At 72.7% G+C, this 14,847-nt stretch carries 11 protein-coding genes; 5 read left to right on the top strand and 6 right to left on the bottom strand.

All coding sequences use genetic code 11. The annotated features are described in order from the left end of the window. The first annotated feature begins 99 nt into the window (after positions 1 to 99). Positions 100 to 1,500 carry a WD40 repeat domain-containing protein gene (locus KHP12_RS48590; protein ID WP_086880811.1) on the top strand — a complete coding sequence of 467 codons (1,401 nt, stop codon included), beginning with the start codon at positions 100 to 102 and terminating at the stop codon, positions 1,498 to 1,500. Positions 1,501 to 1,550: 50 nt separating this feature from the next. Here KHP12_RS48590 and KHP12_RS48585 read toward each other — a convergent pair whose 3' ends face one another. After that, positions 1,551 to 3,035: a sensor histidine kinase gene (locus KHP12_RS48585; protein WP_211834721.1), complete on the bottom strand. Its 1,485-nt coding sequence runs from the start codon at positions 3,033 to 3,035 to the stop codon at positions 1,551 to 1,553. After that, complete coding sequence (locus KHP12_RS48580) at positions 3,032 to 3,766, bottom strand: response regulator transcription factor (protein WP_037955765.1); 735 nt, start codon at positions 3,764 to 3,766, stop codon at positions 3,032 to 3,034. The genes KHP12_RS48585 and KHP12_RS48580 overlap by 4 nt, the downstream gene beginning before the upstream one ends. Before the next feature lie 147 nt (positions 3,767 to 3,913). Here KHP12_RS48580 and KHP12_RS48575 point away from each other — a divergent pair, with 147 nt between their 5' ends. Genes KHP12_RS48575 through KHP12_RS48565 form a run of 3 tightly spaced genes read left to right on the top strand, consistent with a single transcriptional unit; the run spans position 3,914 to position 6,561 of the window. Beyond that, entirely contained in the window at positions 3,914 to 5,278 is a 1,365-nt protein-coding gene (locus KHP12_RS48575; protein WP_086880813.1) for a ferredoxin reductase family protein, read from the top strand. A gap of 55 nt (positions 5,279 to 5,333) precedes the next feature. After that, positions 5,334 to 5,786: an FMN-binding protein gene (locus KHP12_RS48570; RefSeq protein ID WP_086880814.1), complete on the top strand. Its 453-nt coding sequence runs from the start codon at positions 5,334 to 5,336 to the stop codon at positions 5,784 to 5,786. A gap of 43 nt (positions 5,787 to 5,829) precedes the next feature. Further along, positions 5,830 to 6,561, top strand: coding sequence for an FAD:protein FMN transferase (locus KHP12_RS48565; RefSeq protein WP_211835021.1), 732 nt, complete (start codon positions 5,830 to 5,832; stop codon positions 6,559 to 6,561). Between the two features lie 30 nt (positions 6,562 to 6,591). Here KHP12_RS48565 and KHP12_RS48560 read toward each other — a convergent pair whose 3' ends face one another. Next, a complete protein-coding gene (locus KHP12_RS48560; protein WP_308036214.1) occupies positions 6,592 to 9,201 on the bottom strand; it encodes a cation-translocating P-type ATPase in 2,610 nt (869 codons plus the stop codon). 222 nt (positions 9,202 to 9,423) lie between these two features. On the opposite strand from KHP12_RS48560, the gene KHP12_RS48555 reads away from it, so the two are divergent. Continuing rightward, on the top strand, positions 9,424 to 10,302 hold the full coding sequence (locus KHP12_RS48555; protein ID WP_086881789.1) for a universal stress protein: 879 nt from the start codon (positions 9,424 to 9,426) through the stop codon (positions 10,300 to 10,302). Between the two features lie 22 nt (positions 10,303 to 10,324). Here the strand turns inward: KHP12_RS48555 and KHP12_RS48550 are convergent, their stop codons facing one another. Genes KHP12_RS48550 through KHP12_RS48540 form a run of 3 tightly spaced genes read right to left on the bottom strand, consistent with a single transcriptional unit; the run spans position 10,325 to position 14,818 of the window. Further along, positions 10,325 to 13,054: a bifunctional acetate--CoA ligase family protein/GNAT family N-acetyltransferase gene (locus KHP12_RS48550; RefSeq protein WP_211834720.1), complete on the bottom strand. Its 2,730-nt coding sequence runs from the start codon at positions 13,052 to 13,054 to the stop codon at positions 10,325 to 10,327. After that, positions 13,051 to 13,908, bottom strand: coding sequence for a polyphosphate kinase 2 (ppk2, locus tag KHP12_RS48545; RefSeq protein WP_211834719.1), 858 nt, complete (start codon positions 13,906 to 13,908; stop codon positions 13,051 to 13,053). Before ppk2 ends, KHP12_RS48550 begins: the two co-directional genes overlap by 4 nt. Positions 13,909 to 13,966: 58 nt before the next feature. Continuing rightward, positions 13,967 to 14,818 (bottom strand): universal stress protein, encoded by an 852-nt coding sequence (locus KHP12_RS48540; protein ID WP_086881773.1) that lies wholly within the window; start codon positions 14,816 to 14,818, stop codon positions 13,967 to 13,969. Between the last annotated feature and the right edge of the window lie 29 nt (positions 14,819 to 14,847).

Here is a 14,847-nt window from a genome sequence, read left to right as displayed (position 1 = left end):
GACCCCTCTGGAAGCATCAAGGGCGTTCCGACACCGGGCGATGGGCCAACAGGCCGGTGTCGGTAGGTCCGCACCACCACTTCCAGAGGGGGACGACGAATGTCGACCGACATGTACGGCGTACGGGTTCTTGCCGTGGATCCGGATGAGCTGCGCGCCAGGTTGAAGGTGTTCGTCGTCTACTACGACGTGGGCTCGCGCACACACATCCCGCTGCCGAACGAGGAGCCCAACACCTTCCTGCACTTCCTCTGGGAGGCGGCGTCCGGCTACCTCGGCGACGGCGACGACCGCACGGGCCCGCTCGGGCGCGCCGTGAGCACCAGCCAACTTCTCGACTACGAATGGGCCGATACCAATGCCCGCCGGTTCATCTCCCGGGTCGAGAGGGTGGAGCTCAGCAACTACCCGCTCACGGACGACCAGTGGGAAGGAATGCATGACTTCTACTACGAGCGCGGCGGTGCCTGGCAGGACGAGGACCTGCTGATCCAGGCCGAGTACGAGATCCGGGTCACCGACCGCAAGTGGCTGGAGCCGCTGAGCGTGGGCGACGGCTGGGGCTCGGCGGCCTTTCCGCTCAACGGCGACAGCTGGACCGCCGAGGACTCCCCGCACATACCCGATCTGGCCCACCAGGCTGTCACACTGCGGCCGTTCGAGACCACGACCGGCAGCGTCAAGTACGACCATGTCAACGGGATGGACTTCTCCGACGACGGCAAGTACCTGGCCGTGTGCAGCGATCAGGGGCGGGTGTGGGTCTACGACACCGCCGACTGGAGCGAGGTGGTGCACACCCACGCCGGTGACTGGATCGTGCCGCTGATGATGTGGGTGCCGGGCGGTCACATCCTCGTGGTCAAGGGCTACAGCACCGGTGACGGACCGGAGGAGCGGAAGCAGTGGGCCTACGACGTCGACCGGCGGGCCGAGACCGAGGCTCCCTTCCAGCTCGGGCATCTGCGCTCACGCGACGGCGCGCACCGCATCAGCCGGAACCGTGCCCGCGAGGGCGGCTTCGACCTGCACGGCGACGAGCGCGAGCCCTACCGCCGCGTCTCCCACGCCGGTGAGTGGGATCCGATCCAGTGCACGGCCTTCTCCGGCGACTCGTCACGGCTCTTCCTCGGCGCGCAGCAGAACCTCTATGTGGTCGACGCGGCGACGGGCGCGGTGATCGACCAGGTGGACGACGCCTCGGAACGGCTGTTCACCCTCGCTTCGAACGAGGACGGCAGCTATCTGGCCGTCGGCAGCTTCAGCCGCAAGCTGGGCTATCTGGACTTCCGTGAGCGGCGCCCGCACGAACTGTGCGTGTGGCGGATGGCCGACAAGAAGATCATCCTTGGCCGTCAGATGCGCACCTACGTCGACGCCCTCAGCTGGTCCCCGGACAACCGCTGGCTCGCCGCCGCCCTGGAACCCCTCTCCGACGAGGGCTTCCACCGCGGCAAGGCCGAACTGGCCATCTTCCCGATGGGGCCGGTCGACGACTGAGAAGGTGCCCTCGCGGGGCCTTCACAGACCGTGACCCGCGAAGGCCGCGTTCAGCCTGTTCGGCCCGGATCGGACGCCGCGGCACGGCAGGGGAGCCGGGCCCGGAAGACGGTGGCGCCCGGCCCGCTGGTCAGCGTGATCGTGCCGCCGTGCGCGGCGACCACGGCCCGCACGATCGCCAGCCCCAGTCCCGTTCCGCCGGCCGCTCGCGAACGGCCGGGATCGGCGCGCGCGAACCGCTCGAACACCTCGCTCTGGAGTGCGTCCGGGACGCCCGGCCCGTCGTCCGCCACCGTCAGCTCGGCGTCGCCGTCCGCCACGGCGAGCCGGACCGTGACCCGGGTGCCGGGTGGGGTGTGGGTGCGGGCGTTGGTGAGCAGGTTGCCCACCACCTGCTGGAGACGGTGCTCGTCGCCGAGCACCGTCACCGGTTCCTCGGCCAGCTCCAGTCTCCAGCGGTGGCTCGGCCCGGCGGCCCGTGCGTCGCCCGTCGCGTCCAGTACCAGCCGGGTCAGATCGACCGATCGGCGGGCCAGTGGCCGTCCCGCGTCGAGCCGGGCGAGCAGCAGCAGATCGTCCACCAGCGTGGACATCCGCTCCGACTCGGCCTGGATCCGCTCCAGCGAGTGCCGCACCTCGGCCGGCACCGTACCCGGATGGCGCAGCGCCAGCTCGGCGTGGCCGCGGACGGAGGCCACCGGGGTGCGCAGCTCATGGCTGGCGTCGGCGGCGAAGTGCCGCAACCGCTCCTCGCTCGCCTGGCGACGGGCCAGCGCGTCCCCGACGTGGCCGAGCATCCGGTTGAGCGCGGTGCCCACCTGACCCACCTCGGTCCGCGGATCGGTGTCCGGCACCGGTGGCGGCATGGCCACCTCACCGCTGGCCAGCGGCAGCTCGGCCACCCCGGCGGCGGTCGTGGTCACCCGTCGCAGCGGGCGCAGCGACAGCCGTACCCACAGCGCCCCGGCCACCCCGGTGACCAGCAGCGCGCTGCCGAACACCACGGTTTCCACGATCTCCAGCCGGTGCACGGTCTCCTCCACCGGACGCAGCGGCAGCCCGGTGACCAGAACATCCCCGTCGTCCCCGTGGACGGCGACCACGCGGTAGCCGCCGAGCGCGGATAGCCGCACACCGTGGCCGTCGCCGTCCACCGGCAGCCCCGCCAGGACCCGCCGGTCGGCGCCGGTCAGCGGTACGGCGGCGTCCGTCTGGTCGCGTACCACCGCGGCATCGGTCGTCGTGCCGCGCAGCAGCCGGGCGCCGAAGGTGCGGTCCGACTGGCCACGGGTGTCGGGCGCGTTGTCGGCGTCCGGGTGCCGCTCACCGTGCTCCAGACTGGCCGGGAACCGGCCTCCGGCCGCCGTGAGCTGCTGGTCCAGCCGGCGCACCAGAAATCCCTCCAGTGCGAACACCGTGGTCAGCCCCACCGCCAGACTCGCCACCGCCAGCAGCACCACCAGCCCCGCGGTCAGCCGGGCGCGCAGCGTACGGGGCGGCCACCAGGACAGCCACCTGGTGAGCGGCCGCGTCATGAAACCTCCGCCTTCAGCACATAGCCGACCCCGCGCACCGTGTGGATCAGCGGCGCCCGCCCCGCGTCGATCTTCTTGCGCAGATAGCTGATGTACAGCTCGACCACATGGGCCTGGCCGCCGAAGTCGTAGCTCCACACCCGGTCCAGGATCTGCGCCTTGGACAGCACCCGGCGGGGGTTGCGCATCAGGAACCGCAGCAGCTCGAACTCGGTGCGGGACAGCTCCACGGCCACACCCCCGCGGGTCACCTCCCGCGCCTGCTCGTCCATCACCAGATCCGCGACCACCAGCCGGTCGTCGCCCGGCTCCCGCGCCATCCCGGCCCGGCGCAGCAGCCCGCGCAGCCGGGCCAGCACCTCCTCAAGACTGAACGGCTTGGTCACATAGTCGTCGCCGCCCGCCGTGATGCCCGCGATCCGGTCTTCCACCGCGTCGCGCGCGGTCAGGAAGAGCACGCACACATCCGGCAGCTCCGACCGCATCGCGCGCAGCACCGCGAGCCCGTCGGTGTCCGGCAGCATCCAGTCGAGCACCACCGCGTCCGGCCGGAACGCCCGCGCGGCGTCCAGCGCGGACGCGCCGTCGGCGGCGGTACGGACCTCCCAGCCTTCGTAGCGCAGCGCACCCGACAGCACCTCGGTCAGATCGGGCTCGTCGTCGACGACGAGGACGCGGACCCGGGAGCCATCAGGTCGCAGCAGAAAACGGCCGGTGGAGTGCGTATCCATGATGCATCCAGCATCCCTCGCGGTGCGCGGTGCCGAGACCCGCCCTTCCTCTGAGTTTCCTCTGAATCCGAACGGGTCCGCTCGGGTTCAGAGGGTCCTCAGAGCTTCGCAGACGACGCTGACCGGGCACTCACCGAGAGGACTCCCATGAGCAGCACGACGCCACCGGTCCCGGCCATGACCCGCCCGTCCCGGTCGGCACCGCGCCCGCCCAGCCCCGTCCCGGTGCTCGCGCACCTGATGATCTGGGGTGGGGCCGCCGCAGTCCTCGCACTGTGGTGGAGCGACACCCCCTCGGTCGTCGGCGCCGCCGGCTGGCTGACCGGCGCGGGGCGGATCACCGGGCTGCTCGCCGGATACGCATGCGCGATCCTCCTGCTGCTGATGGCGCGCGCACCGCTGCTGGACCGCGCCGTCGGCACCGACCGGCTGGCCCGCTGGCACGCGATGGGCGGCCGCTACACGGTTTCGCTGGCCTGCGCCCATGTCCTGCTGATCATCTGGGGGTACTCGCTGGAATCGCACACCGGGGTGGTGGACCAGACCACCACCCTCGTCCTCCACTACCCGGACCTGCTCAAGGGGACGATCGGCTTCTCGCTGTTCCTCGTCACCGCGATCGTGTCCGCGCGCGCCGTGCGCCGTCGCCTCCCCTACGAGACCTGGCACCTTCTGCACTTCGCGACCTATCTCGCGGTCTTCCTGGCCTTCGGGCACCAGCTCTCCGACGGGGCCGACTTCACCGGAGACCGCACCGCCCAGATGGTCTGGTACGCCCTCTACATCACGGTGGCGGCGCTGCTGGCCTGGTACCGGTTCGCCGTCCCGGTGCGCCGGGCGCTGCGCCACCGGCTGTACGTCGCCGAGGTCCGGCCCGAGGCCCCGGGCGTCGTATCGGTGTACCTGTCGGGCAGCGGGCTGGCGGAGCTGCGCGCCGAGCCCGGCCAGTTCTTCCGGTGGCGGTTCCTGACCCGGGGCATGTGGTGGGCCGCCAACCCCTACTCCCTGTCCGCCGCTCCGCGCCCCGCGTATCTGCGGATCACGGTCAAGGCGTCCGGTGGCCACAGCGCGGCCCTGGCCCAACTCCGACCCGGCACCCGGGTATGCGCAGAGGGCCCGTACGGGGCCTTCACCGCACGCCGCCGCCGCGCCCGCAAGACCCTCCTGCTGGGTGGCGGTGTCGGGATCACCCCGCTGCGGGCCCTCTTCGAGACGCTGCCCGGTGAGGTGATCCTCGTCTACCGGGCCCGGCGCCCCGAGGACCTGGCCCTGCGCGGCGAGCTCGACGCGCTCGCCGCCGCGCGCGGGGCGGCCGTCCATTACGTCGTGGACGAGCCGGCCGCCTACTTCTCACCGCTGACTCCGGAGGCGCTGCGCGGTCTGGTGCCCGACCTCGCCGAACGCGACGTGTTCCTGTGCGGGCCGTCCGGGATGACCGAGGCCGCGGTCGCGGCCCTGCGCGGGGCCGGGGTGCCACGCGGCCGTATCCACCACGAGTCGTTCGCGCTCTGAGCCGTGCGCCACTTCCCCGACGAAAGCGCCACCCCCGACGAACAGGAGTCAGACCGTGCGCAAGGCCGCCGTGACCACCGTATCCACCGTGGCGGGAGTGATCCTGCTGCTGTCGCTCAAACCACACCAGAACCCGGCCCCGGGCATGGCGGCGTCGCCGCCGTCCTCCGGGACACCGGGAGCGTCGTCGTCCCCCGCGCCGACCGGGCACAAGCCCTCGAACGGCGGCGCCTCCGGCACGTACACCGGCAGCGTGATCAATACCTCGTACGGACCGGTCCAGGTGTCCGTCACGCTCGCCCACGGCAGGATCACCGCCGTCAAGGCGCTCCGGACCCCGTCCGACCGGCCTCGCTCCCAGCAGATCGCCGCGGACGCCGTGCCCCGGCTGACGCGGGAGGCGCTGAGCGCCCAGAGCGCGCACATCGACGCCGTTTCCGGCGCCACCTACACCAGCGAGGGGTACGCCCGGTCCCTCCAGAGCGCACTGGACCAGGCCGGTGTCTGAGGCGTGCGCCCCCGCGCGCGGGCTGCGCCACGTAGAGCACGCCATGGGCACGGTGTTCTCCTTCGACCTCCGCGATCCGGCCACCCTGCCCGTCCGCCGGCCCCTGAAGGAGGCCGTGGCCTGGCTGCACCACGTGGACGAGGTCTTCTCCACCTACCGTCCCGACAGCGTGATCAGCCGCCTGGGCCGCGGCGAGCCGGTCCCGGAGCGGTACGCATCGGAGGTGGCCGAGGTGTTCGCGCTGTGCGACGAGGTGGCGCACACCACCGGCGGCTGGTTCAGCCACACCCCCGGCGGCCGGCTCGACCCCTCCGGGATGGTCAAGGGCTGGGCGATCGAGCGGGCGTCACGGATGCTGTACGAAGCGGGCGCGCACAACACCTGCGTCAACGGCGGCGGGGACATCCGGCTGCGCGGCGAGGCCGCCCCCGGCACACCCTGGCGGATCGGCATCGCCCACCCCACCCGCCCCGGGGAGCTGGCCGCCGTGGTCACCGGTCGCGATCTGGCCGTCGCCACCTCGGGGACGGCCGAGCGCGGCGCGCACGTGGTGAACCCGCACACCGGCGAGCCCGCCACCGTCCTGGCCTCTCTCACCCTGACCGGCCACGGCCTCACCCGGACCGACGCCTACGCCACGGCCGCGTTCGCCATGGGCGCCGGGGCCGGTGACTGGGTCGAGGCGCTGGAGGGCCACGAGGGGCTGGGGATCACCGCAGCGGGTGAGATCTGGCGCACCCCGGGCTTTCCCGGGGCCACCGGGGCGGGGCCCTGAGGCCGCGCCACCACCCGGCCGTCGGCCGGTTCAGCCAGGAGCCGGGCCGGGCGCCGGGTGGGTGCCGGGCGGGCGAGCCGGGAAGAGCCGCCTCTGCACGCGCATGACGACATGCCCCAGGCCGGAGAGCGCACCGGCGATCGCGAGGTCGACGGGTGGCAATGGCTCCGTACCCAGCAGGGCGCGCAGCGGCGGGAGATAGACGCCCGCCACTTGCAGGGCCAGGGCCGTGCCCACGGCCAGCAGCAGGAACGGATTGGCGAGGCTGCCCGGGCGGGCCCGGGAGCCCAGCGCGACGCCGAGCTGAGTGGCGCCCAGAATCAGGAACATCATGGACTGCCAGGGGCGGCCGGTCTCCCGCGCCCAGACTCCGGCGGCCAGAGTGACACCGGTGACGAAGACCCCCATGGCCAGGATCCGCGGCCAGAGTCCGGCGCCCAGGACGCTCTCCTCGGGCGGGCGCGGTGGGTGGCGCATCGCCCCCGGCGCCACGGGTTCGGCTCCCATCGCCACACCGGGGAGGCCGTGGGTGAGCAGGTTGATCCACAGGATCTGGGCGGGGAGCAGAGGCAGGGGCATGCCGAGGAACGGGCCGAGGAGCATGACCAGGATTTCCGCCGTTCCTCCGGCGAGGGCGTAGAGCAGGAACCGGCGCACATTGGCGTAGACACGGCGGCCCTCCTCGACGGCGGCGACGACGGTGGCCAGGTTGTCGTCGGCGAGCACGAGGTCGGCCGCCTGGCGGGCCACTTCGGTGCCGCGCTGTCCCATGGCCACGCCGATGTCCGCGCGCCGCAGCGCGGGACCGTCGTTGACGCCGTCGCCGGTCATCGCCACCACCTGCTTCGAGGCGCGCCACGCCTGGACGATGTCCAGCTTCTGATCGGGCGTGGTCCGGGCGTAGACGCGCGAGGCGGTCAGCGGGCCCGCGGTGCCCTGGCGGATCCGCATCCCCGTGGTGACCTCGTCCTCCCGGGCCACGATGCCCGCACGCGCCGCCACCGCCCGTGCGGTGAGAGGGTGGTCGCCGGTGATGAGGACCGGGGTGATACCGGCGTGTTGGCACGCTGTGACGGTGGTCCGGGAGGTGGCGCGGGGCGGGTCGAGGATGCCGACCAGGCCGAGCAGCGAAAGGCCCGATTCCCAGGCGTCGGGGCTCCGGAGCTGTGTCTCGTCGTGGTCGGCCGAGGCGATGGCGAGGACACGGTATCCGTCGCGGGCCAGTTCCTCGGCCTGGACGGCGGCCCGGGTCCGCGCGTCCAGGGTGTCGGTGAGGACCGGCGACCGGAGCATGACCTCGGGGGCTCCCTTGCACACGACCCGCAGTCCGCCGCCGGGCGCGCGGTGCACCGTCGTCATGCGCTTGCGCGCGCTGTCGAACGGGATCTCGTCGGCCCGTGGCAGTTCGCGTTCCAGCGCGGCCCGGTCCAGGCCGAGTCTGGCTCCGGCCGCGAGCAGGGCCGCCTCGGTGGGGTCGCCCATCGCACGCCACCGTCCGTCACCGTCCGAAGGAGGCTCCAGCCCGGCGTCGTTGCACAGCATCGCGGCGCGGAGCAGCGCGGCCAGGTCCGGGGCGTCGTTCACGGTCACCGGATGGCCGTCGCGTGTGACGCGGCCTTCGGGGTCGTAGCCGATGCCGCTGACGGTGGCCTCGCCCTGGGGTGTCCACAGCCTCTCCGCGGCCATCCGGCCCTCGGTCAGGGTGCCGGTCTTGTCGGTGGCGAGCACCGTGACCGAGCCCAGGGTCTCCACCGCGGGCAGTCGCCGGACGATGGCGTGGCGCTCCGCCATCCGCCGTGCCCCCAGGGCCAGGGCGAGGGTGACCACGGCGGGCAGGGACTCGGGTACAGCCGCGACGGCGAGGCTGATCGCGGCCACGACCATCAGCTCGACCGGCTGCCCGCGTACCAGGCCCAAGGCGAGCACCACCGCGCACAGTGCGACGGTCACGGCCGCCAGCACCCGGCCGAACCGGGCCAGTCGACGCTGGAGCGGGGTCAGTCCGGGCGCGGTGCCCATCAGCGCGGCGATGCGGCCGAGCGCGCTGTCCGGGCCGGTGCCGGTGACCTGGACCCGTCCGCGGCCGCGGACGACCACCGTGCCCGCCGACACCGTGTCCGCCGACACCGTGTCCGCCGGCACCGTGGACGGCGGCCGGTCCGCGCCGGTGGTCTTCTCCACCGGGACGGACTCGCCCGTCAGCGCCGACTCGTCGACCAGGAGCAGGGCCGCGTCGACGACCTCACCGTCGGCTGGCACGATGTCCCCCTCGCCCAGCAGGGCCAGGTCTCCCGGCACCACGTGGGCCGCCGGTACGGAACACTCGCCGCCGTCGCGTATCACCCGGGCGGTGGGCGCGCTGAGGGCGGTCAGGGCGGCCACTGCCCGTTCCGCCCGTACTTCCTGGACGACACCGGCCACGGTGTTCACCGTGATGACGAGCAGGATCACCGAGGCGTCGGGGAAGTCTCCGGTGGTCAGGGTCAGCACGGCGGCCACGAGCAACACCACGATCAACGGGTCGCGCAACTGCTGGAGCACACGGCGCCACACCGGAGTGCGCCGCTCCCGGGCAACGACATTGGCCCCGTACTCCCCCAGCCGCCGCGCCGCCTCCTCCTGCGACAGCCCCGCCGTCACCAGGGCTCATCCCTGATCGGCCGCCCTCGCCGGGCGGCCAGGGTCCGCAAGGAGCCAAAGTGCTCGGCAGGACGAGGGGGCGCCATGCCTTCATCGTGTGGCCGATGTTCCCGAATCGCATCCGGCGCCCACGGGGGCGGCGCCAGGAAGCAGGGCGGTGTGTCCGTGGCCACGGGGTACCCACATGCGGACGAGTCGACCGCAGGAAAGGCGGTGGGGATGATGGCGCTCCCGCTGGTGGTGGGTGTCGATGGATCGGAGTCCAGCCTGGATGCCCTGGACTGGGCCGTGGACGAGGCGGCACGCCATGAGCTCCCCTTGCACCTGGTCAATGCCTCCCGATGGGAACGGTATGAGGGCCGCCTGCCCTCGTTCCGCACCGACCGTCCCACTGGGGATGTAGCGGCCGAGAACATCGTCGCCGCCTGCGCGGAACGTGCGACGTTGCGCAACCCTGAGGTGAAGGTGTCCGCCGAGGTACTGGCCGAGGACACGGTGATGGCGCTGCTGGAGCAGAGTCGTGAGGCGTTCGCCGTGGTCACGGGGTCCCGTGGCAGGGGCGCGATCGCGGAGACGCTTCTGGGGTCGGTCAGTCTGGCGGTGGCGGCACGTGCCGTCTCCCCGGTGGTCGTGGTCCGGGGCGGGGAGAAGAACCGCGCGGGCGCCCTCCGGCGCGTGGTCCTCGCCGTCGGCGACCTGGGGGAAGGGGCGGCGGCCGTACGGTTCGCCTTCCGTGAGGCGCGGGCGCGGGGCGCCGCACTACACGCCGTGCGTTCCTGGCGGCGCCCCGCGCACCCCCGCGCAGGTCAGTCGCCGCTGGAGCGTGAGGCGAGCAGCCTGATCTACGAGGAGCAGGCGGCGGGTGTCCTCAGCGAGGTGCTGGACCACGTCGAGCGCGGGCACGACGACATCACGGTCCATCGCGAAGTCATCGAAGGACCGGCGCACCAGGTCCTGCTGGACGTGTCGGAGCAGGCCGATCTGCTGGTCGTCGGTGCTCTCCGGCGCCGTGACCACACCGGGCTTGAGCTCGGCCGGGTCAGCCACGCCGTACTCCACCGCTCGGCATGCCCGGTCGTGATCGTGCCCCAGCGGGTGTGAGCGCGTACGCCACCAGGCCGGCTCAGGTCCGCCACTGCCGGGCAGCACGGAGTCGCCGCAGGTAGGGGTCGTGGGCGTGGCGTGGCACGATGCGCAGCCGGACGTCCAGGGCGAGGACTCCGTCGGGCCGGACCACTACCGGGTTGAGGTCGGTCTCGGCGAGCTGAGGGAGGTCGCAGGCCATGCGGGACAGCCTCAGCAGCAGCTGTTCCAGGCCCTCCAGGTCCACGGAACGGCCACCCCGGTAGCCGAAGAGCAGCGGGGCGCAGCGCGGGGCGGTGAGGAGGCTGTGCACATCGCGGTCGGTGAGCGGGGCCAGTCTCGCGGCGTGGTCGGCGAGGAGCTCGGTGGCGGTACCGCCGAGGCCGAAGAGCACCAGGGGGCCGAACACCGCGTCCTGGACGACACCCGCGAACAGCTCGACACCCCGGCGCGCCATGGGCTGGAGGAGCGCACCGGCCATCCGGTCCCCGAAACGCGCCCGCAGGTCCCGGTAGGCGTGGCGCACCTGGTCCGGTCCCTCCAGATCGAGCCGCAGCGCTCCCAGGTCGCTCTTGTGCACCAGCCCGGGCCAGTACGCCTTGACGGCCACCCGGCCGCGATCGTCCTCCACCAGGTGCCGTGCGGCGACCACGGCGGTGTCCTCGTCCTCGGCCCAGGCCCAGGGCAGCTGGGGGATGCGGTAGCGGTCGAGCAGGGCCGCGCAGCCACGGGGGTCCGGCCAGCCGCCGTCGGGGTGACGGGTGAGGAACTCCTCCACGATGGCCGTGGCACCGGCGGGGTCGATGCCCGACAGCGGTGGCACGCTGCCCGCCGGTTCGGCGCGCCAGCGCGCGTAGCGGGCGGCATGGGCCAGTGCGCGCGCCGCCGACTGCGGCTCGGAGTATGCGGGGACGGGGCGGTCGTCGGCGCTCGCGAGGAACCGTACGGGCGCCTCCTGGTCGAGGAGGACCGCGGCCACCGGGCAGCGTTGTCGGCCCGGGGAGCCGGTGAGGGCCAGCAGCGGGTCGTCCCGCGTTCCGGTGGCCAGCGCGGTGGGCACGAGCGCCACCAGCACGGCGTCCACGGTCCCGTGTGCCGCCAGCCGTTCCACACAGGAGCGCATCCGCTGGGCGGTGACGGCGGCCGTGGTGTCCACGGGGTTGCCGGTGGCGGCGCCGGGCGGCAGGACCGCCCGCAGTTCACCGGCCAGACCGGGGTCCAGCGCGGGGACGGTGAGTCCGGCGTCAACGCAGGCGTCAGCCGCGAGCACACCGGCACCTCCCGCGTTGCTCACCACCGCTACCCGGATGCCCGCGGGCAGCGGCTGCGCGTGCAGCAGGGCCGTGGTGTCGACCAGCTCGGCGATACTTCGGGTGGCGATGACGCCCGCCTGGGTGAACAGGGCACCGCGGGTCATGGTGGGGGTGGCCGCGGCGGCGGTGTGCGAGGCGGCGGCGCGCCGTCCGGCCTCCGAGCGGCCCGCGTCCACGGTGAGCACGGGCATGGTGCGGGCGACGCGGCGCGCGGTGCGGGAGAAGGCCCGCGGATTGCCGAAGGACTCCAAGTGGAGCACGGCGAGCCGGGTACTGGGGTCCGCCTCCCACCACTGGAGCATGTCGTTGCCGCTGACGTCGTACTTGTCGCCCAGCGACACGAAGCTGGACACGCCGATGCCGAGCCGGCCGAACCGCTCGAGCAGCGCGATGCCGACCCCTCCGGACTGCACGGCGACCCCCGCGCACCCTGGCAGCGGAGGACGCGCGGCGAACGTGGCGTTCAGGCGCGCCTCCTCGGCCGTATCGGCGATCCCCAGGCAGTTGGGGCCCACCAGCCGCATCCCGTGGCGTCGGCAGCAGGTGAATAGCGCCTCCGCCTGGCCGGTGTCGAGCCCCGCCGTCAGGACGACCAGCGCCCGCACCCCCGCGTCGCCGCACTCCTCGGCGACGTCGGGCACCACGGGCGCCGGTACGGCGAGTACGACGAGATCCGGTACGACGGGGAGGGCCGCCACGGAGGGGACCGCGGGTGTTCCCTCGATGACCCGGGCGTGCGGGTTGACCGCGTACAGCTCCCCGGTGAAGCCACCCGACCGCAGATTGCCCAGTACGGCCCGCCCGACCGATCCGGGCCGCCGGCCCGCCCCTACGACGGCCACCGAACGCGGCCTCAGCAGTGACCGAAGGCTGGCCACGTCGGCGATCCGGCCCCGTCGGTCCACCGCCGACAGGTAGTGCTCGTCCTGCTCCAGGTGGACGGTGCAGCAGACGTCGGTGCCGTCGAAGTGGCGGGAGGTGCGCAGCCCCAGATCGGCGAAGACCTTCAGGACCTCGTGATTCTCGGCGAGCGCTTCGGCGGTGAAGCCGGAGATGCCCGCCTCCCGGGCCGCGTGGACCAGGTGTTCGAGCAGCAGTGTGCCGATGCCCTGCCCGTGGCGGCCCTCGGCGACGGCCAGGGCGATGTCGGCGGACACCGGTTCGCCGGGGGCCACGGGCAGCATGGTGTACTCGGCCACCCCGACCACCCGGCCGTCCGCCAGCGCGAGGAGCGCACGGTAACCGGGGTGCCCCGGCGCGCAGATCCGGTCCGCCGCCTCCTGCGCGTAGCGCGGGTTGACGGCGAAGAACCGCAGCCGCATGGCCTCGGGGGACATCTCCTGATGCATGCGCAGGACCTCGTCGCGGTCCTGGGGCCGAGCGGGGCGTATCTCGACGGTGGAGCCGTCGGCGAGCAGGGCGTGGACCGTATCGGAGCGGGATGTGGTGTCCGTCATCGGTGTCCGCTTCCGTCGGCCCTATCCGCATCTGAGGCCGGCCCGCGATCCGGTGCCCGGAGCGAGGCCGCGTGGTCGGGCACGAAATTCTGCAGGTGTTTGGGCGGCCGCTGGTAGCCGGTGGGCGCGGGGCGGGGAGGCAGACGCAATTCCGGGAGCCGGACGTCGCCGTACGGAACGGTCGACAGCAGATGGGCGATCATGTTGATCCGGGCGGCGCGCTTGTCGTCGCTCTCGACGACGTACCACGGGGCCTCAGGCATGTCGGTGTACGCGAACATCTCGTCCTTGGCGCGGGAGTACGCCTCCCAGCGGGTGATGGACTCCAGGTCCATGGCGGAGATCTTCCAGCGTCGCGTGGGATCGCTCAGGCGCTGGCGGAACCGCTGTTCCTGCTCGGGGTCGCTCACCGAGAACCAGTACTTGCGCAGCAGGATCCCGTCCTCGACCAGCATCCGTTCGAAGACCGGGCACTGGTGGAGGAAGCGCTGGTGCTCCTCCTCGGTGCAGAATCCCATGACGCGTTCGACGCCGGCCCGGTTGTACCAGCTGCGGTCGAAGAGCACGATCTCCCCCGCGGCGGGAAGCTGCTCGACATAGCGTTGGAAGTACCACTGGGTGCGTTCGCGGTCCGTGGGCACGGGCAGGGCGACGGTGCGGACGACGCGCGGGTTGAGGCGTGCGGTGACCCGTTTGATCGCGCCGCCCTTCCCGGCCGCGTCCCGCCCCTCGAAGACCACCACCACGCGCTGTTCCTCGACCCGCACCCACTCCTGGAGCTTGACCAGTTCGACCTGTAGACGCCGCAGTTCCTTCTCGTACGCGCCACGCGGCAGTCGTCCTGGGTGAATCATGGGCTCTCCACCATCAGGGATGACGACGGTCATCCGTCCCACCCATGCCGCGACCCGGTCATTCGTGGGGTACGACGGCGACCGGACACCCCGCGTGGTGCGCCGCGGCCTGCACCACGGGGCCCAGGCGGGGCCCCAGTGCGGGCGGGTGCTTGCGCCGTCCGACCATCAGCAGATCGCTGTCGGCCGCGGCCTGGACGACGGCTCGGGCCGGGCTCTCCAGCCGGATCTCGTCGACGACCTTCACCCGGGGGAACTTCTCCCGCCACGGCCGCAGCACCTCGTCCAGCTCCCGTCGCGCCCGCTCCATGGTGTCCCGGGCCGTGTCATCGCCCCCGGTGGCGGCGCGTGCCCCGTCGGGCTTGCGTCCGTGGACGGCGTGCAGGGGCACATCGCGGGTGAACGCCGTGACGTAGGCGAACTCCAGGAGGTTGTCCTGCGGGCCGTGCAGGCTCAGGCCCACGACCACATGCCGTCGTCGTCCTTCCGCCCCCTGCCCCGCGCGCATCAGCACCACCGGCCGTTCCGCCCGGGCTATGGTGTGCAGCCCGGTGTCACCGAGGAAGAAGCTCGCCACCCGGTCCAGCCCCCGCGACCCGAGCACCAGCAGGCGGGAGTGCGCCGCCGCGTCGAGCAGGGCCGGCTCGGCCTCGTCCGCCACCAGGTCCTCGATGATGGTCAGCTTCGGATGGTCACGGGCCAGCTCGGTGTGCGCGTCGTGCACGATCCGCTTCGCCCAGTAGTTCTGGTCATCGGCCGCCGGGCTGTCGGGCGTGGGCGGGGCCAGCAGGATCCACGCGTGCGTCAGACGCAGCGCCAACTCACGCCGCTCCGCCTCGTCCGCGGCCCAGTGCGCGGCGGCCAGGCTCTCGGGTGAGCCGTCGAGGCCCACGGTGACCACTTGTTCCATGACGGCTTGTTCCACGGTGGTGCCTCCCG

It is taken from the genome of Streptomyces asiaticus (assembly GCF_018138715.1).
Taxonomy (GTDB): domain Bacteria; phylum Actinomycetota; class Actinomycetes; order Streptomycetales; family Streptomycetaceae; genus Streptomyces; species Streptomyces asiaticus.
This window is presented reverse-complemented; position numbering and strand designations above follow the sequence as displayed.